Raw genomic sequence first — 21,264 nt, forward strand, 5'->3', positions numbered from 1 at the left:
TTTTCTAATGGACGTTCTGGCCGGTCGGCATTAGCCGAGGCCGGATTTGAGCGCGATGTGCTTGTATTCGATGAAGTCCTCCAGCGCGGCCACGCCATTCAGGCGTCCCAGCCCGGATTGCTTGAAGCCGCCTTCCTCGGTGCTGTCGTAGACCTTGGCCCAGTCGTTGATCCATACCGAACCTGCGTCGATGGCTTGCGCGACACGCAGCGACCGCTCGACGTCGCGGGTCCAGACGCTGGCGGCCAGGCCGTATTCGCTGTCGTTGGCCAGGCGTATGGCTTCGGCCTCGTCGGCAAAACGCTGGATCGTCAACACCGGGCCGAAAGTTTCTTGCTGGACGATGGCCAGGCTGTTTTCGGTCACCTCCAGGAGCGTGGGGCGGTAGAAGGCGCCGCCGACCAGCGGGCCTGTGTCCACCGGCCCGCCGCGCTCGACTGCCGTGGCGCCCGCGGCGATCGCTAGGACGACGGCATGGTCGACGCGTTCGACGCTGGCGCGGTCGATCAGCGGCCCCATGTCGCTGTCCGGATCGGCAGCCGGGCCGACCTTGACCTTGCGCAGCCGGCAGGCCAGTCCGTCGCGAACCTCGGCGTAGATGCCGTCCTGGACCAGCAAGCGGGAGCCGGTCATGCAGAACTGGCCGCTGAAGACAGTCAAGGCCTTTTCAAGCACGGGCAGCGCCGCGTCCACGTCCGCGTCATCGAACAGGATCATGGGAGTCTTGCCGCCGAGTTCCATGCCGAAGCGCTTCAAGTGCCTGGCGCCGGCGGCGCTGATCGCGCGGCCCGTGCGGGTGGAGCCGGTGAAGCTGATGACGGGAACCTCGGGCGAGTCCACCAGATAGGCGGAGCCATCGGGTCCGCTTTCGAAGAACAGATTGATCACGCCATCCGGAAGGTCCTCCGCCTCGGCCATGATCTCGGCCATGAAGCTGGCTGTTTGCGCCACCTGGCCGGGCAGCTTGACGACCGCCGTGCAGCCGGCCGCCAGGGCCGGCGCCAGCGACCGTATCGTCAGCACGGCCGGTGAATTCCAGGGCGCGATCACCGCCGCTACGCCCATGGGTTGGCGCAGGACCATGGAAATGCTGCCGGGCCTGGGCGTCAGCGCCCGGCCGCTTTCGAGCAGGGCGGCGGCGGCCGCGTAACGCAGCTTGCTTGGAATCATGTCGAGCTCGAAGCCCGCTTCGCCCTTGATCTTGCCGTTTTCGAGGGAGAGGATGTCCAGCAGCCGGTCGCGGTTGCGCTCGAATGCCCGCGCCAACTGCTCCAGCACGCGGGCGCGCAGTTCGTGGTCATGGGCCCAAGGCGTCGTGCGGAAGGCGCGTACGGCTGCCGTGACGGCCGACTTTGCCGCCGCCAGGCCGTTGTCGGGGTAGTGGCCGATGATGTTGTAGGTGGCAGGGTCGATCGATTCCCTCAGGGCGCCTTCGGAGCGCTGGACGCCGCCGATCCAGTTGTAGGCCTTGCGGGTCCAGGCGGTGTTTTCGGCATCTTTCATGATCTGGCCTCCGTGTTCCTGATCCAGTGGCTGACGCGTTCGGCCAGCATGACTACGGTGGGATTGGTGGCGACGGAGGGGACGTCCGGGAAACAGGATGCGTCCGCGACTCGCAGTCTGGCGATGCCGCGCACGCGTCCCTGATAGTCCGTTACCGCGCCAGGATCGCCGTCGCCGCCCATGGGGGCGGTCGAGGTGGGGTGGTGATAGATGTCCAACGCTGTCGGCAGGGCCGCTTCCAGCGCCGCAGCGTCCGCTGCGGCGGGGCCCGGCACGAGCTCCTGAGCGATGATCTCGGACAGCGGGCCCTGGCTCGCGATCCGGCGGATCAATTGAATGCCTTCGACCATCAGTTTCCGATCGCGCGCAGTCCCCAGGATGTTGAGGTCGATGAGCGGCGCAGTGCGGGGATCGCGGTCTTGCAGCTTGAGGCTGCCGATGGAGCTGGGGCGAGTCAGCGCCAGGGCCAGCATGAAGATTGCGCCGGTGGGCGAGTCGGCGGGGTCGCCATAATGCACTGCGCTGACATGCAGGTCGCCGTCGCCGGGCCCGGCCCGGGATGACCGGGTCCACAGGATGGCGCCAACCGGCGGGATGGGCAGCCCCAGCCGGTCGGGATGCGCGGCCCAGACCGTGAAGTAGAAGGGATGCTCCTGCAGTCGCAGGCCGACCGGAAGATCGGCGACCAGGGGGATGTCCAGGGCCTTGAGGTCCGCCGCCGGCCCGATGCCGGAGCGAAGCAGGATGGCCGCCGATCCATACGTCCCAGCCGCGAGTACGACTTCGCCGGCTGCGATCCGCTCGCCATCGGCCAGGATCACGGCCTGCGCCCGGCCATTTTCAATCTCGACGCGGTCCGCCAGCGTCTCGCTATAGATCGTCAGGTTGGGTCGGGCGCGCACGACGTCCGACAGGTAGGTCATACCCGTGTTCAGCCGTTGGCCCATGCGGTTGTTCATCGGGTAGGGGCCGACGCCGAAAGGCGCGTCGCTGTTGAAGTCCCGCACGCGGGCATGGCCCGCCATCTGGGCCGAAACCAGGAACGCGCGCTGCATGTCGGAGATTTCGTCGTCCTGCAACTGGTGCACCGGCTCCGGGCCGGTGCGGCCATGGCATTGGTCCGCGCCCGAGGCGGTCCATTCACTGCCGCGGAAGAATGGCAGCGCGTCGGTGATGGACCAATGCGGCAGTCCTGCTCGGGTCCAGCGCTCGAAGTCGGCTGCGGGCGCGCGCATCCAGACGCCGGCATTCACGGCCGAGGAGCCGCCCAGCACCTTGCCCCGCGGAACCAGGAAGGACTTTCCGCCCCAGCCTGGCTGGGACACGTATCCCCAGTCGTGTTTGGCGTCGCCGCCGATGATGTTCTGGGCGCGGACGGCGTCCGGGTAGGCGTGGGGCGGATAGGCCTGGCCGGCCTCGAGCAGCAGTACCCGGCGGGCGGGATCCTCGCTCAGGCGGCTGGCCAGCACGGCGCCCGCCGAACCGCCTCCCACCACGATGATGTCGAAGGCAGCGTGCTGAAAGTCTGAATTTTCTGACGCCGAAGGGTGGCGTAGTCCTGTATTCATTGTGGTCTCCTCTAAAAATCCAGCCTTGTGTCAGGATCGGAGGTTCAAGCGCATCGACGGCTGATCGGATCAGCTGTAGCCAGCGTTCAGCCCGGCATCCCATTGGGATGCATCATTCATCGGTACCGCCTCCGACAGAAGACGGGTGGCGGTCTTTAGAGTCGCGAACATATGTCCGGAACCTTTTCGATCGAATCGTTCAGTGGAATGGTGGCCTTCGCGGCCACGGTGGAGTCCGGCAGTTTCGCTGCGGCCGGGCGCAAGCTGGGCCTGTCCGCGTCCGCGGCGGGCAAGGCGGTTGAAAGGCTGGAGCTCAAGCTGGGCGTGCGGCTGCTGCATCGCAGTACGCGCTCTCTGGGGCCGACCGGTGAAGGCGAGGTCCTGTACCGCTATGTCAGCAAGATCCTGAAGGATCTCCAGGAGGCGGAGCGCGAGTTGCAGCTGGTGCAGAACGCGCCCCGCGGCCGGCTCAAGATCAGTGTTCCCACGGTGATGGGCCGCAGGATCGTGTTGCCGGCGCTCAGCGACTTCCACGCGCGCTTTCCCGAGGTGATGGTCGACATCAACCTGGACGACCTGATCGTCGACGTGATCGAGGACGGATACGACCTCGTATTGCGCCTGGGCGAACTGGAGGATTCAGGGCTGCAGGCCCGCAACATCGGCCCGCACGCGTTCACGACTTGCGCCTCGCCCGCCTACCTGGCCCAGCGCGGCACGCCGCGCACGCCTGCGGATCTCAGTGAGCATTGCTGTATCTACTATCGATTTCCAACGACTGGCAGGACGGAAACCTGGGCTTTCAAGGGAGAGCCGTCGGGCAGGGTATTCAAACCCTCCAGCATATTGAATGATGGCGAGGCCCTGGCGTCCGCGGCGATCGGCGGCTTGGGGATCGTGCAGGCGCCCAGCTACCTGGTAAAGGAAGACGTGGCAGCGGGGCGGCTGCGGCCGGTGCTCGAGGATTACACCGAAAACCGGGGCAGCGTTTCGCTGCTATGGCCGCCCCGATCGGCGGAGGTTGCCCGAGTGCGCGCGTTCATCGATTTCTTCGCCGAGCGGATCGCGGCGCAGTTATAGCCGCGGCGGGCGCAAGGGGCAAAGGGGAGTATATGGACGCCGCAAAATAGAGGCTTTGCGGCGGCCCGAAACGCAAAAAAGGATGCCCATGGGCATCCTTTTTCATTTGCCGTATTCGTGACGCCCTGAAAACAGGGCGGCAGAATGGCTTAGGCCAGCGCCTTGATGGCGGCAGCCAGGCGGCTCTTGTGGCGAGCGGCCTTGTTCTTGTGGATGATGTTCTTGTCGGCCACGCGATCGATCACGCTGGAGGCCTTCTGGAACACTTCGCCAGCCGCAGCCTTGTCGCCAGCGGCGATGGATTGGCGAACGCGCTTGATGGCGGTGCGCAGCATCGAGCGCAGGCTGGAATTGTGCTTGTTGCGCTCAACGGATTGGCGAGCGCGCTTGCGGGCTTGGGCGGTATTGGCCATGTTGCTATATAAGTTGAATTCGGCAAAGTCGAACATTGTAGCAAGTCCCTACGGGAATGCAAGCTTTTAATGTTTGATCAGCCGATGGAGCGCCCGTCAACCGGGCGGGGGGCGCTGCGGGAGGAATTCCCTGGGCTGGAGAGCCCTTGCGGATGGTCCTCATGCGTTTGAGGAAAACCCGTGGCGCCTACTGGATAAAAACACCGTGCTTAGTATACAACGAAGCCGCTCCGGCGACACGGGGCGAATGCCGGCGTTGTCAGGTGGCGACGCTGATGGAGACGAACCAGGGCGTGAAACGGCGGACGTGGATGGGCATGATGTCGCGCAGCGTATCGAGCGCGGCGTCGGTGTCGTCCAGCGGGAAGTGGCCGGATACCGGCAGGCCGCCGGCGGCCATGGACACGCGCAGCGTGCCGCTGCGGTAGGGGCGCAGGGCGGCGATCACTTCGGCCAGCGGGCGGCCGCGGGCTTCGACCCAGCCGGCTTCCCAGGCGGCTTCGGCCATGAGTTCGGCGCGCGGGGTGTCCATGCGGGCCGCGTCGAACCGGGCGCCGGTGCCGGCGCGGACGGTGCCGTGGGCCCCGGACATGGTTTCGACCTCGACCTCATGCTCATGCACCACTACCAGGGTGCGCTGGGCTTGCTGGCGCACCATGTAACGGGTGCCCAGCGCGCGGACCGTGCCTTCTGCCGTCTGGACCAGGAAAGGGCGGCGCGCGTCAGGAGCCACCGACACCGTCACGGCGCCGTCCAGCAGGCGGACCTGGCGATACGCGGGAGTGAAGTCCAGGTTGACGCGGCTGCGCGCGTCCAGCAGCAGTTGGCTGCCGTCGGACAGCACGTAGCGGCGACGCTCGCCCGTGGCCGTGGCGGCATCCGCCGCGACGTTACCCAGGGGATAGAAGGCATTGCCCACGTAGGCGGCGCAGGCGCCGGTACCGGCGAGCGCCAGCGCGCCGGCCAGAAAACGGCGGCGAGGGGGCGCAATGGCGGGGCCGGAAGGGGCCGCGAGATGCGGGATGGCCGGGCCGGTGGTCGCGTAGCCGGCGGGATAGGCGTCGCCAAGCCGGCCGAACGTCGATCCTTCCAGCGAGCCGGTCAGCTGCTGCCAGGCGTTCTCGTGGGCTGGGTCGGCAGCACGCCACGCCAGGAAGTCGTTATAGTCCTGGGCGGTCGCCTTGCCGGAGCGCAATAACAGCAGCCAATTGATTACCTGGTCCGCCATGGGTTGTCCTTGGGCGTACTTCACTTCATGTCCCCGCAGTGCTTCAAGGGGGATCCTTTCGATGGCAATTTGTAAATAATAAAGGTTTTTTACCAAAGATTACCGGCTGATTGTCAATTCTTGACGAATCTAATGCAAAAAAAGCCGGTACTAGACCGGCTTTTGACGTGTATATAGGCAGATTGTCCGAACTTAGCGCGCCGGACGTCGGCCGAAGTCCCTAGGGCGGAAGCCAAACAGTAACAACATTCCGAAGTAGACCGCGCCGCTGGCCGCCAGCACGCCAGCCAGCCAGGCCACCCGCTGACCGGAGTGGGCCTGCAGGGCGATCCAGTCGATGCGTCCGTCCGCATACCAGAGCAAGGCCGCCAGCGCCGCCAAGGCGGGCAAAAGGCGCAGCGCGAACGCCGCCCAGCCGGGGCCGGGCTGGTAGACGCCGCGGCGGCGCAGGCCGATCAGCAGCGCCAGCGCATTCAGGCAGGCGCCCAGGCCGATTGCCAGGGCCAGCCCGGCATGCGCCATCAGAGGCACCAGCACCAGGTTCATCAACTGCGTCATGATCAGCACCCCGATCGCGATCTTCACCGGCGTGCGGATGTCCTGCTTGGCGTAGAAGCCGGGCGCCAGGATCTTCACTGCCAACAGACCGATCAGTCCGGCGGAATAGGAAATGACCGCCAGCCGGGTCTGGCTTACGTCCTGGGCGGCGAAGGCGCCGTAGTGGAACAGGGTGGCGACCAGGCCGTCGGACAGCAGCGCCATGCCCACCGCCGCCGGCAGGCCCAGCAGCAGCACCAGGCGCAGGCCCCAGTCCAGCAGTCCGCTGTAACCGCCGTGGTCGTCGCGGGCATGGGCGGCGGACAGGCTGGGCAGCAGCACCGTGCCCAGCGCCACGCCCAGCAGCGCCGTGGGGAATTCCATCAGGCGATCGGCGAATGACAGCCAGGTAACGCTGCCCGGCGTGAGCCAGGTGGCGATGTTGGTGTTGATCAAGAGCGAGATCTGCGCGACCGAGACGCCCAGGGTGGCGGGCGCCATCTGCTTGAGGATGCGCTGCACCGTGGGGTCGCCCCAGGCCTCGCGGAACCGCAGGGTGAAGCGTGGCGTCAGGCCGAGCCGGGCCAGGGCGATCCATTGCACAGCCAGTTGCGCGACGCCGCCGATCATGACGCCGATGGCCAGCGCGTAGACCGGCACGTCCATGCGTGGCGCGAGCCAGATGCAGGCCGCGATCATCGCCAGGTTGAGCAGCACCGGCGTGAAAGCCGGCACGGCAAAGCGCCGCCAGGTATTGAGCACGCCCGAGGCGAACGCGATCAGCGACATGCAGAAGATATAGGGGAACATCACCCGCGTCATCCAGACCGCGGCGCCGAATTCGGTGTCGCGGGCGGCTCCGCGCAGGCCGCTGGCCATGGCCGATACCACCCAGGGCGCGGCGACGATGCCGATGAGGGTGATGAGCATCAGCGCCGCGGTCAGCAGCAGCGCCACGCGGTCCAGCAGGGTGCGGACTTCGGCTTCGGAACGGTTGTTGCGCGCGGCGCCCAGGATGGGCACGAAGGCCTGGGCGAAGGCTCCTTCGGCGAACAGGCGGCGCAGCAGGTTGGGAATGCGGAAAGCGACCCAGAAGGCGTCGGTGATGGGGCCGGCGCCGAAAGCGCGGGCCACCAGGATGTCGCGGATCAGGCCGGAAATGCGGGACAGCAGGGTGAAGCTGCTGACCGTGGCCGCCGAACGAAACAGGCTCATGGAGGACTACGTAAAAAGGGGGCCGGCAGGCCCCATAACCAACATTGCCCCTTGAATGGGGCAACACTTCGCCCTACGTTTTTTCTCTACGCCGGAGCGCCTTTTTCCCTTGGGCCGCCCCAAGGGAAAAAGAGCCCCCTCGGGGGGCAGAGAGCCCGCGCAGCGGGCGAAGCGTGGGGGCATTATTTCGGCGGCATGCGGATGGCGCCGTCGAGGCGGATGGTTTCGCCATTGAGCATGTCGTTGGTGATGATGCTGTGGACCAGCTTGGCGTAGTCTTCCGGGCGGCCCAGGCGGGCGGGGAAGGGAATGCTGGCGGCCAGCGAGTCCTGCACTTCCTGCGGCATGCCGAAGATCATGGGCGTGCCGAAGATGCCCGGGGCGATGGTCATGCAGCGGATGCCGGTCTTGGACAGGTCGCGCGCGATGGGCAGGGTCATGCCGGCCACGCCGGCCTTGGAGGCGGCGTAGGCGGCCTGGCCGATCTGGCCGTCGAAGGCCGCGACGGAGGCGGTGTTGATCATCACGCCGCGTTCGCCGGTGGGTTCGGGCGCGTTGGCGCTCATGGCCTCGGCGGCCAGGCGCATCATGTTGAAGCTGCCGATCAGGTTGATCGACACGACCTTCTGGAACAGTTCCAGCGGATGCGCGCCGTTCTTGCCCACGATCTTGGCGGCGGGCGCGACGCCGGCGCAGTTCACCAGGCCAAAGAGCGAGCCCAGCTCGAGCGCGGCAGCTACGGCGTTCTTGCCGTCGGCTTCCTGGGTCACGTCGCAGTGGACGTAGCGCTGGCCCAGTTCCTTGGCCAGGGCCGAGCCCGGCTCGTCCTGCACGTCGGCGATGACGACCTTGGCGCCGTTTTCGACCAGCATGCGCACCGTGCCGGCGCCCAGTCCGGACGCGCCGCCCGTGACGATGAATACCTTGTTCGCGATTTCCATGTGTCTACCACCAGTAGTTCTAGGGATGAAAGCGGCGCGGCAGGCGCCGGATATGACTAGGCCTTCGGGGCCGGCCGGACGCGTTGCGTTCCGGTGCCAGCGCCGAAGGCCTGTGAGCCATCGAGGCGCCGATCAGCCTTGGACGGCTTCGAACAGGCGGGCCTTGATTTCTTCGACCGCGCCGACGCCGGAGATCTTGCGGTACTTCGGCGCGTCGGCGGGATTCTGCTGCGCCCAGGACGAGTAGTAGTCGACCAGGGGGCGGGTCTGGTCGCGGTACACGGCCAGGCGGTTGCGCACGGTTTCCTCGCGGTCGTCGTCGCGCTGGATCAGCTCTTCGCCGGTGACGTCGTCACGGCCTTCGACCTTGGGCGGGTTGAAGCGCACGTGGTAGCTGCGGCCGCTGGGCTGGTGCACGCGGCGGCCGCTCATGCGTTCGATGATGTCTTCTTCGGGGACTTCGATTTCCACCACGTAGTCCAGCTTGACGCCGGCGCTCTTGAGCGCGTCCGCCTGCGGGATGGTGCGGGGGAAACCGTCGAACAGGTAGCCGTTGGCGCAGTCGGGCTGCTTCAGACGGTCCTGTACCAGGCCGATGATGATCTCGTCGGAAACCAGACCGCCGGCATCCATGACCTTTTTGGCTTCAATGCCCAACGGCGTGCCCGCTTTGACCGCGGCGCGCAGCATGTCGCCGGTGGAAATCTGGGGAATGCCGAAGTGTTGGGTGAGAAACGCGGCCTGGGTGCCTTTGCCGGCGCCGGGAGGTCCGAGCAAGATGAGACGCATGAGTGCTCCTGAAGGGGTGTATTTTTTGTGATCCGGGGAATTATGCCGCAATGCAGCAGCCGATGCGGAGCCGCGCCATAGGAAATAACCCTTATATCTGCTTGCTGTAGACCAGTCGGACGCGTTCCAGATCTGCCGGGGTATCTACGCCTGCGGCAGGAGGGTTGGACGTCCGATGGACGACGATGACGTGGCCGTGTTCCATGGCGCGCAGCTGCTCCAGAGATTCGAAACGTTCCAGCGCGCCCTGCGGCAGGGACGGATAGCGGCGCAGGAACGACACCCGGTACGCGTACAGGCCGATGTGGTGCCAGGCCGGCAGGCCGTCGGCCAGCACGCGTTCGCCCGAGGCCAGCGCATCGCGGGCCCAGGGGATCGGGGCGCGTGAAAAATACAGCGCGCGGTCGTTCGCGGCGCAGACCAGCTTCACCACGTTGGGGTTGAACAGGGCCTCGGCGTTGGCCAGGGGACAGGCGCAGGTCGCGATGTCGGCCTCGGGGCTGGCTTGCAGCTTGGCCGCGACCGCGTCGATGAGTTCGGGTTCGATCAGGGGCTCGTCGCCCTGCACGTTGACCACGATGGCGTCGTCAGGCAGGCCCAGTTGCTCCACGGCTTCGGCCAGGCGGTCGGTGCCCGTCGCGTGGTCGGCGCGGGTCATCAGCGCCTGCAGCCCGTGCGCCTGCGCCGCCTGTTGCACGCGGACGTCGTCCGTGGCCACATAGACGCGGGAAGCGCCGGACAGCGCCGCGCGTTCGGCGGTGCGCACGACCATGGGCTTGCCGGCGATGTCGGCCAGCGGCTTGTCGGGCAACCGGGTCGAGGCGGTGCGCGCCGGGATCAGGGCGATGAAGCTCATGCTCGGCGGTTCAGTGGGAAGCGGGGGCGTCGTCCAGCGCGCGGGCTTCCGATTCCAGCATGACGGGGATGCCGTCGCGCACAGGGAAGGCCAGGCGGTCGGCGCGGCAAACCAGTTCGGCTTGCTGCCGGTCGTGTTCGAGGCGGCCCTTGCACAGCGGGCAGACGAGGATGTCGAGTAGGCGGGATTCCATGACCGGAATTCTAAAGCAGTTTGCCGGGGGCCGGGCCGCGCGGCGCTGCCAGGCGGACGGTTTGCTAGGTCCGGACTGGCTGGCGCAGCGCCTGCGCCAGCCAGTCGAACAGTTGCGGATCGGAGAAGCCGGCGCGCACGGGCACTTCCCACAGCCGCGGATCGTCCAGGGCGGCGCATTTGATCGCGTCCTTGGAGGTGACCAGGATGGCCTCGGCTGTCAGCGCCTGGAAGGGCGACTCGGCGTAATCGTGATGATCGGGCAGGGCGAGCGCGGTTTCCAGCTGGATGCCGGCGCCGCGCAGGGTGGTGAAAAAGCGTTCCGGATTGCCGATGCCGGCCACCGCCGCGATGCGCGGCTGGCCGGCAAAGGCGGCCAGGGGGCGCGCGCCGCGGCCCGAGACCTGGCGCGTATCGCCCGGTTCCAGCCACATGCGGACTTGCCGCGGCCGGACGCTGCCCCCGGTTTGGGGCTGGCCGTCGGGGGTGCCGATGTTCGTCACGACCACGTCAACCTCCCGGAGCCGTTCGGCGGGCTCGCGCAGGGGGCCCGCCGGCAGCAGGCGGCCATTGCCCACGCCGCGCTCGTCCTGCACCACGATTTCGATGTCGCGCGCCAGCGCCAGATGCTGCAGGCCGTCGTCCGACACGATCACGTCCACCTTGGGGTGCGCCTGCAGCAGGGCCTGGGCGGCCAGGGCGCGCTTCGGGTGCACGGAAACCGGCGCCCCGGTGGCGCGGGCGATCAGCGCGGGTTCATCGCCAAAGCGGGCGGCTTCGAGTTGGCCCAGCCCGACGCGGGCGTGCGGCCCGACCTTGACGCCGTAGCCGCGGCTGACGACCCCGGGGGTGTAGCCGCGGGCCCGCAACGCTTCGACGGTGGCGATGACCATGGGGGTCTTGCCCGTGCCGCCGACATAGACATTGCCGATCACCACGACGGGAACGGGGGCGCGGTACGAGCGGCGGGTGCCGTCCAGGTAGCGCTGGCGCTTGCGCGCCACTTCCCAGGCGGTCAGCCTGGACAGCGGCAGCAGCAGATTGGAGAGCCAGCCGCCGTGCTGCCATTGGCGCGCCAGCAGCGTCGAGGCGCGCTTGGCGGTCACCGGGTGGTCTGCGCGGCGAAGTTGACGCGGCCGATGCCAGCCAGTCGGGCGGCTTCCATGATGTTGATCACGGACTGGTGGGTGGCCTGGGCGTCGGCGTTGATGACGACCAGCGGTTCGGTCTTGCCGGCGGCGGCCTGGCGCAAGGCCTCGGCGATTTCGGGCGGCGTGGAGACGTCGATGAGCGTGCCGTTGAGCGCGTAGCGCCCGTCCTGGCTGACGGCGACTTCCAGCGCCGGAGGCGTGTCCTGTTCCATCGAGGCCTGGGGCAGCGTCACCTTCAGCTGGGTGAAGCGCGCGAAGGAGGTGGTTGCCGCCAGGAAGATCAGGATGACCAGCAGCACGTCGATGAGCGGAATCAGGTTGATATCCAGCTCATCGCGCTCGCCGCGGGGGCCGCGGAAATTCATGAACGGCCCTCGCGCATGGCGGACCCGGGGGAGACGGCGCGGACCAGGCGCGACGCGGTCTGTTCCATGGCGCTGAGGTAGCCGTCCACGCGGCCGCGCAGATAGCGGTGCGCGATCATGGCGGGAATGGCGATGAGAATGCCGAAGCCGGTGTTGTACAGCGCCATCGAGATGCCGCGCGCCAGTTGCGCGGGATCGCCGCCGCCGGGGGTGTAGGAGCCGAAGATCTCGATCATGCCGACCACGGTGCCGAACAGGCCCATCAGGGGCGCGACCACGGCGATGGTGCCGATGGCGGAGATGTAGCGGCTGAGGTCGTGGGCGACGGCGCGGCCGGTATCCTCGACCACGTTGCGCAGTTCCTCGCGCGGCAGGTGGCGGTGACGCATCACCTCGGCCAGGATCCGGCCCAGCGGCGAGTTGCGCTCCAGGCGGTTGATCGCGTCGGGAGTGTCCTGGCGGTTGCGCAGCATTTCAGCCACTTGGTCGCTCAGGCCGCGCGGCATGACCAGGCCGCGGCGCAGGGAGAGGAAGCGCTCGAAGATCAGCGCCAGGCCCAGGACGGATGTCGCCAGCAGGGGCCATATCGGCCAGCCGGCCTCGCGCAGTATGGAAAGCAAAGCGTTCAACTCCCGGGGGACCGGTGCGCAAAGCGGCGCGAACCGGCATCTGATCAAGCCGAAACTGTAACGGTGCGGCGGGGGTGTGGCAAGTCGGTACGACCCCCAATCTATCCACAGATCTTGTGGATAATTCTGTGCAAAACTTCCCGGAAGTGCTTGTGGGCACAGGGCTTGCACTTGTTTGCTTCAATTTCGAGCAGCTTTGTTTTCAATAAAGTTATATAAAAATCAATGATTTAGTTCGAATTTGCTGGCTTTCGGGCCGGTTGGGGAAAATCTGCTGGGACGCGGTATGATTGCGGCCCGCTACGCGGCTCCTGTGGACAGGTACGCATCGGAAAGCCCCATGACAATTGAATCTACAGTCACAAACAACGTATTTGCGCGGGATATCCTGACGGTTGCCCAGCTGAATCAAGCTGTGGGGCAGTTGTTGGAGCGCAGCATCCCGGCGCTATGGGTGCGTGGAGAGATTTCCAACTTCACGGCGGCGGCTTCCGGGCATTGGTACTTCACGCTCAAGGACAGCCGGGCCTCCGTGCGGGCAGTCATGTTCAGAAGCCGCGCCAGTGCGGTGGGTTTCACGCCGCGGGCCGGTGATCAGGTCGAAATCCGGGCCCGCGTGTCGCTCTACGAGCCCCGTGGCGACTATCAGCTGCAGGCTGACGCCATGAGGCGGGCCGGACTAGGCAATCTGTACGAGGCGTTTCTGCGCCTGAAGGAGCAACTGGCTTCCGAAGGCCTGTTCGATCCCGCCGCCAAGCGCGAACCCGTGCGCCTGCCGCGGGCGATCGGCGTGGTGACGTCCCTGCATGCCGCGGCGTTGCGGGACGTGCTGTCGGCGCTGGCGCGCCGCGCACCCCAGGTGCCCGTGTTCATCTACCCCGCGCCGGTCCAGGGGGCGGACGCCGCCGGGCGGCTGGCCGCCCAGGTGCGCATGGCCAACCAGCGCGCCGAGGTCGATACGCTGCTGCTGGTGCGCGGCGGGGGCAGCATCGAGGATCTTTGGAGCTTCAACGACGAAGCCTTGGCCCGCGAGGTTGCGGCCAGCGCAATCCCCGTCATCAGCGGGGTGGGGCACGAGACGGATTTCACCATCGTCGATTTCGTGGCCGACGTGCGCGCGCCGACGCCGACCGCAGCCGCCGAACTGGCCTGCGTGCCGCGTTCGGAATTGCTGGGCCGGGTCATGCAGGCGGCAGAGGCCATGACGCGCGGTCAGCAGCGCCGCCTGGAACGCGCTGCCCAGCGGCTGGACCGCGCCGCCGCGCAACTGGTGTCTCCGGCCCAACGGCTCGAACATCAGCGGGAGCGCCTGAACAGCCTGCGTTTCCGCCTGGCCACCGCCTGGTCCGGTCCCCAGGAGCGCCGCGCCGCGCGCGTCAATCTGCTGACGCAGCGTCTGGCGCATCGCGTACCCGACACGGGCCGCGCGGCCGACCGGCTGGCCGGCGCGGCGCGGCAGCTCGGCCAGGCGCATGCGCGGCTGCTGGTGCAGCGGCGCAACCGGCTGGCCGCCGCCACGGCGCAATTGCGCGCGCTGGATCCGGGCAACACACTGGCCCGCGGCTACGCCATCGCGCGCGACGAACAGGGCCGCATCGTGCGGGACGGGACCGCGCTGACGGCGGGGCAGGCGCTGGACCTGAGCTTCTCGCAGGGCGGAGCCGAAGTCGCGGTCACGCGCAGCCGCGAGACGCGCGAGGCTTCCTGAAAGAGGGCGGTCGCGCGCGCTTGGGGCTGCTGTCATGAACACATGCTTCCAGTCATAAGCAGATGCGTCCCTTAACCCCGCGCGGGCGGGGGGTTAACGAGGTATCCTCAGTAGTTGCCGATACAATTGAACGGCTTGATCGTGCACTCAACAGAAGGAACCTCACATGGCACATACTCTTCCCCCCCTGCCTTACGAACTGGACGCGCTGGCTCCGCACATCTCCAAGGAAACGCTGGAGTTCCACTACGGCAAGCATCACCAGACCTACGTCACGAACCTGAACAACCTGATCCCGGGCACGGAATTCGAAACGCTGTCGCTGGAAGACATCGTCAAGAAGTCCTCGGGTGGCATTTTCAACAACGCCGCCCAGATCTGGAACCACACGTTCTACTGGAACAGCCTGGCTCCCAAGGCCGGCGGTGCGCCGACCGGCAAGCTGGCTGACGCCATCAACGCCAAGTGGGGCAGCTTCGACGCTTTCAAGGAAGCCTTCAACAAGTCGGCCGCCGGCAACTTCGGTTCGGGCTGGACCTGGCTGGTCAAGAAGGCCGACGGCTCGGTCGACATCGTCAACACCAGCAACGCCGCCACCCCGCTGACCACGGCCGACAAGCCGCTGCTCACCTGTGATGTGTGGGAACACGCCTACTACATCGACTACCGCAACGCCCGTCCCAAGTACCTGGAAAACTTCTGGGCGCTGGTGAACTGGGAATTCGCGGCCAAGAACTTCGCCTGATAGGCAAAGCCAGGCCCGCCGCGGCGTCAGCGTCGCGGCTCCTGCTGATCAACCCCTCGCGCAAGCGTGGGGTTTTCTTTTTTGTTCAGGAAAAATTCAGCCTGCGAAATCCCTGTCGATTGTCGAATTCATTGCGGGGAAATGAAGAACAAACCGGCTTTTCTTCCGGGTAATCCCTAGGTTTGCCAGCCACTATCGTTGGCCCCGGTCGGCGACTGAACCACGGGGTCCACGGCCGCGGCATGCCCGCCATAAACCGTGGTACTTACAGGGAAGGGAAGCATGTTGCGGTTATTTTCGGGTTTGCGCATCGGCGCGCGCCTGTCGGGCGCGTTTTTGCTGGTGGCGGTGATAGGCGGTGCGATTGGCGGCTTCGGGGTCTGGGGCCTGGCGCGCATCAATGAAATGAACGACCGGCTTTACGACACCGAGCTGCGCGGCATCTCGGACGTCAAGGAAGCCAACATCAATCTGATCTATGCGGGCCGCGCCCGCAACGGCTACCTGGCCGCGTCCACCGACCAGGAACGCCAGGCCCTGCGCAAGCAGTTCGACGACGCCGTCGCCAACATGGACGCGCTGCGTGAAAAGGCTGCGGCCAACTTCTATTCCGAAGAAGGCAAGCGCGCGCTGGCGCAGTTCACCGAGACCGAGCAGGTCTGGAAGCGCGAGTCCGCGGCCTTCTTCGCCGCCGCCCAGGCGCGGCCGCTGACCCAGGCCGATCCGCGCGTTGCCGAAATCGAGGCGCGTGTGATCGCTTCGTCGCAGAAGCTGGATGACCTCATGACGACCTTGGCGAAGACCAAGGAAAACGCCGCCGCCCAGACCGTGCAGAGCGGCACGGATCTGTATGAAACGTTGCGCGCCGTCATGGTCGCCCTGGCCGTGATCGGCGTGGCGGTCGGCATGTTGCTGGGCTGGCTGGTGACACGCGGCATCGTGCTTCCGCTGGAACAGGCCGTGACGGCCGCGCGCCAGGTTGCGGCCGGCGACCTGACGACCGACATCCAGGTCGCCACGCGCGACGAAACCGGCGACCTGATGGGCGCGCTCAAGACCATGAACGAAAGCCTGGCGCGCATCGTCAAGGACGTGCGCGACGGCTGTGAGAGCATCGCCTCGGCGTCCTCGCAGATCGCGCAGGGCAACGCAGACTTGTCGCAGCGCACCGAGGAACAGGCCTCGTCGCTGGAGGAAACCGCGGCGTCGATGGAGCAGCTGACCAGCACCGTGCAGCAGAACGCCAACAACGCCAGCGAAGCCGACCGGCTGGTCAACCAGGCTTCCAGCGTGGCCGTGCGCGGCGGCGAAGTGGTGGAGGGCGTGGTCCAGACCATGAGCGCGATCTCCGACAGCTCGCGCCGCATTGCCGACATCACGGGCGTGATCGACGGCATCGCCTTCCAGACCAACATCCTGGCGCTCAACGCCGCCGTGGAAGCGGCGCGCGCCGGCGAGCAGGGCCGCGGCTTCGCCGTGGTGGCGGGCGAGGTGCGCACGCTGGCGCAGCGCTCCGCAGTGGCCGCGAAGGAGATCAAGGCCTTGATCGACGAGTCGGTCACGCGCGTCGAGGGCGGCACGCGCCAGGTCGACGAAGCTGGCCGCACCATGCGCGAAGTGGTGGACAGCGTGCGCCAGGTCGCCACGCTGGTGCGCGAAATCGCCAGCGCTTCGGAAGAGCAGTCCGCCGGCATCGGCCAGGTCAACCAGGCCGTGGCGCAGATGGACACCGTGACGCAGCAGAACGCCGCGCTGGTGGAAGAGGCGGCAGCGGCGGCGGCCAGCATGCAGGAACAGGCCACGCGCCTGGCGCAGGAAGTGCGCCGCTTCAAGGTCGAAGCCGGCAGCGGATCGGCCCGTGAAGCCCAGGTCCGTTTGGTGCAGGCGGTGCCTGCGGCGCCGCGCAAGCCGGCCGCGCCGGTGGCGCGTCCCGCGCTGGCGCAGGCCTCTGACGACGACTGGTCGACGTTCTGATCCTGCGCTGTGGGCTGGCGGTCAGGTGGGAGTGGTAAGGTTAGCCACTTTCAACCGCGCCGGCTTCTGCCCATGAACCTGCCCGACCCTCTACGCCGGCTGCTGGCCGGCCCGCGCCGATGGGCGCATCGCAAGGTGCGCCAGATCAACCGCCTGTCGCGCAAGAGCGTGCAGATGGGGCTGTTGCTGGGGGGCGCCGGCCTGGTGGCGCTGATGTCGCTGGGCTTTGCCTATCTGGCCGACAAGGCGCTGGAATGGAACCGCGAGTGGGTCGCCTACAACGGCTGGCTGGCCTTGCTGGTCCTGCCGCTGAGCCTGGCGGCCTTGCGCTGGCTGACTTTGCGCTTCGCGCCCAATGCGTCCGGCAGTGGCATTCCGCAGGTCATCGGCGCCTTGTCGCTGCCGCCGGGCGCCAGCCAGAACAGCCTGGTGGCGCTGGGGCAGACTCTCTGGAAAATTCCTCTTGCGTTCGGCGGCATGCTGGCCGGCGCCTCGATCGGCCGCGAAGGGCCGTCCGTGCAGGTGGGCGCGGCCTTGATGCTGGCCTGGGGCGACTTCTGGAAACGTCGCGGCGTGCAGCTGCGCGGCTTTCACGCCAACGAACTGATTGCCGCCGGCGCCGCGGGCGGCCTGGCGGCCGCCTTCAACGCGCCGTTGGCCGGCGTCATCTTCGCCATCGAGGAACTTGGGCGCGGCACGGTGCTGCGCTGGCAGCGGCTGGTGTTGATCGGCGTGCTGGCCTCGGGCTTCCTGGTCGTGGCCGTGGTCGGCAACAACCCCTATTTCGGCGTGTTCGGCGGCGCGCCGCTGACGCATGGCATGGTGATGTGGGTGGCCATCTGCGCGGCGCTCAATGGCGCATTGGGCGGCATATTCGCCCGCCTGCTCGGCAAGGGGGCTGCTGGCAGCGCGCCACAGTCCTGGCGCGCCTGGATCCGCGCCCATCCGATCTGGACCGCCTTCATCATGGGCCTGATCCTGGCCATGATCGGGCTGGCTACCGCCGGCAGCGTCTACGGCACGGGATATGGCGTGGCCGCGGACCTGCTGTCGGGCAAGGACACTGCACCCGCGAGCTTCGGGCTGGCCAAGCTGGCCGCGACGGTCGCCTCCTATTGGGCGGGCATACCGGGCGGCATCTTCACGCCGGCCCTGACCACCGGTGCCGGCATCGGTCATCACATCTGGCAACTGGCGGGAGAGGGCGTCGACCATCGCGTGCTGGTGCTGATCTCGATGGCCGCGTTCCTGGCCGCCGCGACCCAGGCGCCGCTGACCGCCAGCGTGGTGGTGATGGAAATGACGGGCAGCCAGCCCATGCTGTTCTGGCTGCTGGTCGGCTCTCTGCTGGCTTCCGGCGTGTCGCGCCAATTCTGCCCGCAACCCTTCTACCACCTGGCTGCGGGGCGTTTCCGCCGGCAAGCCATCGTCGATGCCGGACGCGCCGCCAAGCCGCCGGCGTGAGTCCATAAGCCGCGCCCGCGCCCCGGCGCGGTGCACGGGGCGCGCACAGGCAGGGTGAACAGCCATTGGACACTGTCCGTGCAGCGGACATCCCGCAGGCGCACCAACTTGGCGCGAAAGCGCTGCGTTAAGATCGCCCGATCCGGATTTTTTCTCACTGACTTCGAGCCTCCCATGACCGTGCATGCTTTTATTTGTGATGCGATCCGCACTCCCTTCGGCCGCTACGGCGGCGCGCTGGCTTCCGTGCGCCCCGACGATCTCGCTGCCGTAGCCATCAAGGCGCTGGTGGCGCGCAATCCTGGCGTGCGCTGGGAAGAACTGGACGACGCCATCATGGGCTGCGCCAACCAGGCGGGCGAAGACAATCGCAACGTGGCCCGCATGGCCACGCTGCTGGCCGGCCTGCCGATCGAAGTGCCCGGCGCCACCGTCAACCGCCTGTGCGGTTCGGGCCTGGACGCCATCGGCGGCGCTGCCCGCGCCATCCGAGCTGGCGAAGCCGGCCTGATGCTGGCCGGCGGCGTGGAAAGCATGAGCCGCGCGCCCTTTGTCATGGGCAAGGCCGACAGCGCGTTCTCGCGCAATGCCGCGATTTACGACACCACCATCGGCTGGCGCTTCATCAACAAGCTGATGAAGGCGCAATACGGCGTGGACTCGATGCCCGAAACGGCCGAGAACGTCGCCGACGATTTCAAGATCAACCGCGAAGACCAGGATCTGTTCGCGCTGGCCAGCCAGCAGAAGACCGCGCGCGCGCAGAAGGAAGGTTTCTTCGACACCGAGATCGTGCCGGTGTCGATCGCCCAGAAAAAGGGCGACCCGATCATCGTCAGCAAGGACGAGCACCCGCGTGAAACCACGCTGGAAGCGCTGGCCAAGTTGAAGGGCGTGGTCCGCGAAGGCGGCACCGTCACCGCCGGCAACGCCTCGGGCGTCAACGACGGCGCGGCTGCGCTGCTGCTGGCCGACGAAAAGGGCGCCGCCCGCCATGGCCTGACCCCGCGCGCCCGCGTGGTCGGCATGGCCACGGCCGGCGTCGCACCGCGCATCATGGGCATCGGCCCGGCGCCCGCCACGCTGAAGGTGCTGGCCCAGACCGGCCTTACGCTTGCGCAGATGGACGTCATCGAACTGAACGAGGCGTTTGCCGCCCAGGGCCTGGCCGTGCTGCGCCAGTTGGGCATCGCCGACAACGACCCGCGCGTGAACCCCAACGGCGGCGCGATCGCCCTGGGCCATCCGCTGGGCGCCAGCGGCGCACGCCTGGCCACCACCGCGATCAATCAGTTGCACCGCACCGGCGGCCGTTACGCGCTGTGCACCATGTGCATCGGCGTGGGCCAGGGCATCGCGCTGATCATCGAACGCGTGTAATCGGGCTGGCGCGCAGCGGCTTGCTGCGCGCAGGAACGAAAAGGGAGCCTGCAGGCTCCCTTTTCATATCCGCCGGCGGGCTCGCCTCAGGGCAGGCCGTCCAGCTTCTTGCCGGCCTTGATGCCGTGCTGTTCGAACCAGCCCTGGGCCATTTCCAGCGCGTAGCGCACCGGCTTCTTGGCGCAGTGCGGGTCTTCGGTCTGCGGCGCCATGTCTTCAATGTTGACGATCGTGCCATCGTCGGCGATAAAGGCAATCGAGAGCGGAAGGATGGTGTTGCGCATCCAGAAGCACTGCACGTCGGGCTGTTCGAAGACGAACAGCATGCCGTCGTTGCCGGGCAGCTCCTTGCGGAACATCAGGCCGTCGCGGCGGGTCGCTTCCGTGTTCGCGACTTCTGCGCGGATAATATGGATGCCGGCCGAAAGCTGGGTGGTAGGCAGCGGGGCTTGCGGTCCGGTTTGCTGTGCGCTGGCCGCCAGAGGCAGGGCCATGGCGATGGCTGCCAGGGCTTTCGGCAGGAAGTTTCTGAAGAACGCTGTCTTGAACAACGTGAGGCTGACAGGATTTAAAACGGCGTTCTTGGGCATGACCTGGCGCAATGAATGAAAAATAACAAGGCGGGGCTCGAAAGCCCCGCCTGAATAATGGCGCAACCTTACCGTTGCGCTTTAAGGGTAACTCAGGCAGCTGTGATATTAAGCGCCTGTTTGCCTTTGGGCCCCTGGATAATCTCGAAGGCCACTTTCTGGCCTTCCTTCAGGGTTTTAAAACCATTCATCTGGATGGACGAAAAATGGGCGAACAGATCTTCACCGCCGTCGTCGGGCGTAATGAAGCCGAACCCCTTTGCGTCGTTGAACCATTTGACGGTGCCCGTCGATTTGGGATTGTCCCCTTGGACGGCGGTTGCGGTCGTATCAGACATGCGGACTGCCTCATTGAATCGTATGTTGACGAAGGGCATCGCGGCCTAGACCCCTGTCCCCCCTCCGGCTTCCTGGCAGATTTTCGGTGCTTTGAAAACCCCAGAATGCGTGGATAATGCGCCGCTTTTCTTTGCGGCGTCAAGTATGGAAACTACGCATTTCTACGTGTAATTTTCCGTAAGTTACACGCTAGCCGTCCCCCGTTTAAATAGAATAGCGGCCCTATGAGTTCTACCTTGGATACCCAGCATGATTTGGCCGTCGAGAAGGCTCCGGCGCGCGCCGCGCCGCCTCCGATGTACCAGGTCCTGCTGCTGAACGACGACTACACCCCGATGGAGTTCGTCGTGAAAGTACTGCAAAAGTTCTTCAATAAGAATCACGAAGAGGCTACGAGGATCATGTTGCAGGTGCATCACGAAGGGCGTGGTGTATGCGGGGTTTATCCCCGGGACCTCGCCGCCACGCGCATCGCGCAAGTGGCCCAATACGCACGGGCGCGCCAGCACCCCCTGCAATGCGTGATGGAACCCGTCTGAACCCCAGAATCAATGCGCCGCCTGTCATGGCGGCGTTGTGTTGTCCGGTTATTTTGTT

21 protein-coding genes are annotated in these 21,264 nt (G+C 66.5%); 7 read left to right on the forward strand and 14 right to left on the reverse strand.

Going from position 1 to position 21,264, the window contains the following annotated elements; all coding sequences use genetic code 11:
- Positions 1-30: 30 nt before the first annotated feature.
- Together DXK93_RS02850 and DXK93_RS02855 are read right to left on the reverse strand one after the other, a co-directional pair.
- Positions 31-1,503 (reverse strand): aldehyde dehydrogenase family protein, encoded by a 1,473-nt coding sequence (locus tag DXK93_RS02850; protein ID WP_233564493.1) that lies wholly within the window; start codon positions 1,501-1,503, stop codon positions 31-33.
- The gene (locus tag DXK93_RS02855; RefSeq protein WP_119449303.1) at positions 1,500-3,071 is read right to left on the reverse strand and encodes a GMC family oxidoreductase; all 1,572 of its coding nucleotides are present in this window, start codon (positions 3,069-3,071) and stop codon (positions 1,500-1,502) included. The genes DXK93_RS02850 and DXK93_RS02855 overlap by 4 nt, the downstream gene beginning before the upstream one ends.
- A gap of 207 nt (positions 3,072-3,278) precedes the next feature.
- On the opposite strand from DXK93_RS02855, the gene DXK93_RS02860 reads away from it, so the two are divergent.
- Entirely contained in the window at positions 3,279-4,151 is an 873-nt protein-coding gene (locus DXK93_RS02860) for a LysR family transcriptional regulator (RefSeq protein WP_225590303.1), read from the forward strand.
- A 149-nt stretch (positions 4,152-4,300) separates the two neighbouring features.
- Here the strand turns inward: DXK93_RS02860 and rpsT are convergent, their stop codons facing one another.
- From rpsT to DXK93_RS02910, 10 genes are all read right to left on the reverse strand, one after another.
- The gene (gene rpsT, locus DXK93_RS02865; RefSeq protein WP_006396042.1) at positions 4,301-4,564 is read right to left on the reverse strand and encodes a 30S ribosomal protein S20; all 264 of its coding nucleotides are present in this window, start codon (positions 4,562-4,564) and stop codon (positions 4,301-4,303) included.
- Positions 4,565-4,823: 259 nt separating this feature from the next.
- A complete protein-coding gene (locus DXK93_RS02870) occupies positions 4,824-5,792 on the reverse strand; it encodes a FecR domain-containing protein (RefSeq protein WP_119449305.1) in 969 nt (322 codons plus the stop codon).
- A 192-nt stretch (positions 5,793-5,984) separates the two neighbouring features.
- Positions 5,985-7,544, reverse strand: coding sequence for a murein biosynthesis integral membrane protein MurJ (gene murJ, locus DXK93_RS02875; RefSeq protein ID WP_054452384.1), 1,560 nt, complete (start codon positions 7,542-7,544; stop codon positions 5,985-5,987).
- A gap of 182 nt (positions 7,545-7,726) precedes the next feature.
- Positions 7,727-8,485, reverse strand: a complete 759-nt coding sequence (locus DXK93_RS02880; RefSeq protein ID WP_054452382.1) for a 3-hydroxyacyl-CoA dehydrogenase — start codon at positions 8,483-8,485, stop codon at positions 7,727-7,729.
- Positions 8,486-8,617: 132 nt separating this feature from the next.
- Positions 8,618-9,274 carry an adenylate kinase gene (adk, locus tag DXK93_RS02885; protein ID WP_054452380.1) on the reverse strand — a complete coding sequence of 219 codons (657 nt, stop codon included), beginning with the start codon at positions 9,272-9,274 and terminating at the stop codon, positions 8,618-8,620.
- A gap of 91 nt (positions 9,275-9,365) precedes the next feature.
- Positions 9,366-10,130 carry a 3-deoxy-manno-octulosonate cytidylyltransferase gene (gene kdsB / locus DXK93_RS02890; protein ID WP_119449306.1) on the reverse strand — a complete coding sequence of 255 codons (765 nt, stop codon included), beginning with the start codon at positions 10,128-10,130 and terminating at the stop codon, positions 9,366-9,368.
- A gap of 10 nt (positions 10,131-10,140) precedes the next feature.
- Entirely contained in the window at positions 10,141-10,323 is a 183-nt protein-coding gene (locus DXK93_RS02895; protein ID WP_054452377.1) for a Trm112 family protein, read from the reverse strand.
- 64 nt (positions 10,324-10,387) lie between these two features.
- Complete coding sequence (gene lpxK / locus DXK93_RS02900) at positions 10,388-11,428, reverse strand: tetraacyldisaccharide 4'-kinase (RefSeq protein ID WP_119449307.1); 1,041 nt, start codon at positions 11,426-11,428, stop codon at positions 10,388-10,390.
- Positions 11,425-11,838 carry a biopolymer transporter ExbD gene (locus tag DXK93_RS02905; RefSeq protein WP_054452373.1) on the reverse strand — a complete coding sequence of 138 codons (414 nt, stop codon included), beginning with the start codon at positions 11,836-11,838 and terminating at the stop codon, positions 11,425-11,427. Before DXK93_RS02905 ends, lpxK begins: the two co-directional genes overlap by 4 nt.
- Positions 11,835-12,458: a MotA/TolQ/ExbB proton channel family protein gene (locus DXK93_RS02910; RefSeq protein ID WP_054452372.1), complete on the reverse strand. Its 624-nt coding sequence runs from the start codon at positions 12,456-12,458 to the stop codon at positions 11,835-11,837. The genes DXK93_RS02905 and DXK93_RS02910 overlap by 4 nt, the downstream gene beginning before the upstream one ends.
- 349 nt (positions 12,459-12,807) lie before the next feature.
- Here DXK93_RS02910 and xseA point away from each other — a divergent pair, with 349 nt between their 5' ends.
- The 5 genes from xseA to pcaF all read left to right on the forward strand — a co-directional run bounded on the left by xseA (position 12,808) and on the right by pcaF (position 19,738).
- Complete coding sequence (xseA, locus tag DXK93_RS02915; RefSeq protein ID WP_119449308.1) at positions 12,808-14,175, forward strand: exodeoxyribonuclease VII large subunit; 1,368 nt, start codon at positions 12,808-12,810, stop codon at positions 14,173-14,175.
- 166 nt (positions 14,176-14,341) lie between these two features.
- Entirely contained in the window at positions 14,342-14,920 is a 579-nt protein-coding gene (sodB, locus tag DXK93_RS02920) for a superoxide dismutase [Fe] (protein ID WP_013394768.1), read from the forward strand.
- A 282-nt stretch (positions 14,921-15,202) separates the two neighbouring features.
- A complete protein-coding gene (locus tag DXK93_RS02925; RefSeq protein ID WP_119449309.1) occupies positions 15,203-16,894 on the forward strand; it encodes a methyl-accepting chemotaxis protein in 1,692 nt (563 codons plus the stop codon).
- 72 nt (positions 16,895-16,966) lie between these two features.
- Positions 16,967-18,358, forward strand: coding sequence for a chloride channel protein (locus DXK93_RS02930; RefSeq protein WP_054452367.1), 1,392 nt, complete (start codon positions 16,967-16,969; stop codon positions 18,356-18,358).
- 174 nt (positions 18,359-18,532) lie between these two features.
- Positions 18,533-19,738 carry a 3-oxoadipyl-CoA thiolase gene (gene pcaF, locus DXK93_RS02935; protein WP_054452365.1) on the forward strand — a complete coding sequence of 402 codons (1,206 nt, stop codon included), beginning with the start codon at positions 18,533-18,535 and terminating at the stop codon, positions 19,736-19,738.
- An 86-nt stretch (positions 19,739-19,824) separates the two neighbouring features.
- Here pcaF and DXK93_RS02940 read toward each other — a convergent pair whose 3' ends face one another.
- Together DXK93_RS02940 and DXK93_RS02945 are read right to left on the reverse strand one after the other, a co-directional pair.
- Positions 19,825-20,232, reverse strand: a complete 408-nt coding sequence (locus tag DXK93_RS02940) for a DUF192 domain-containing protein (protein ID WP_119449368.1) — start codon at positions 20,230-20,232, stop codon at positions 19,825-19,827.
- A gap of 188 nt (positions 20,233-20,420) precedes the next feature.
- On the reverse strand, positions 20,421-20,666 hold the full coding sequence (locus DXK93_RS02945; RefSeq protein ID WP_006220277.1) for a cold-shock protein: 246 nt from the start codon (positions 20,664-20,666) through the stop codon (positions 20,421-20,423).
- 225 nt (positions 20,667-20,891) lie between these two features.
- Here DXK93_RS02945 and clpS point away from each other — a divergent pair, with 225 nt between their 5' ends.
- Positions 20,892-21,206 (forward strand): ATP-dependent Clp protease adapter ClpS, encoded by a 315-nt coding sequence (gene clpS, locus DXK93_RS02950; protein WP_006383989.1) that lies wholly within the window; start codon positions 20,892-20,894, stop codon positions 21,204-21,206.
- The last annotated feature ends 58 nt before the right edge of the window (positions 21,207-21,264 follow it).

The organism is Achromobacter sp. K91, from assembly GCF_003576205.1.
Lineage (GTDB): Bacteria > Pseudomonadota > Gammaproteobacteria > Burkholderiales > Burkholderiaceae_B > Achromobacter > Achromobacter aegrifaciens.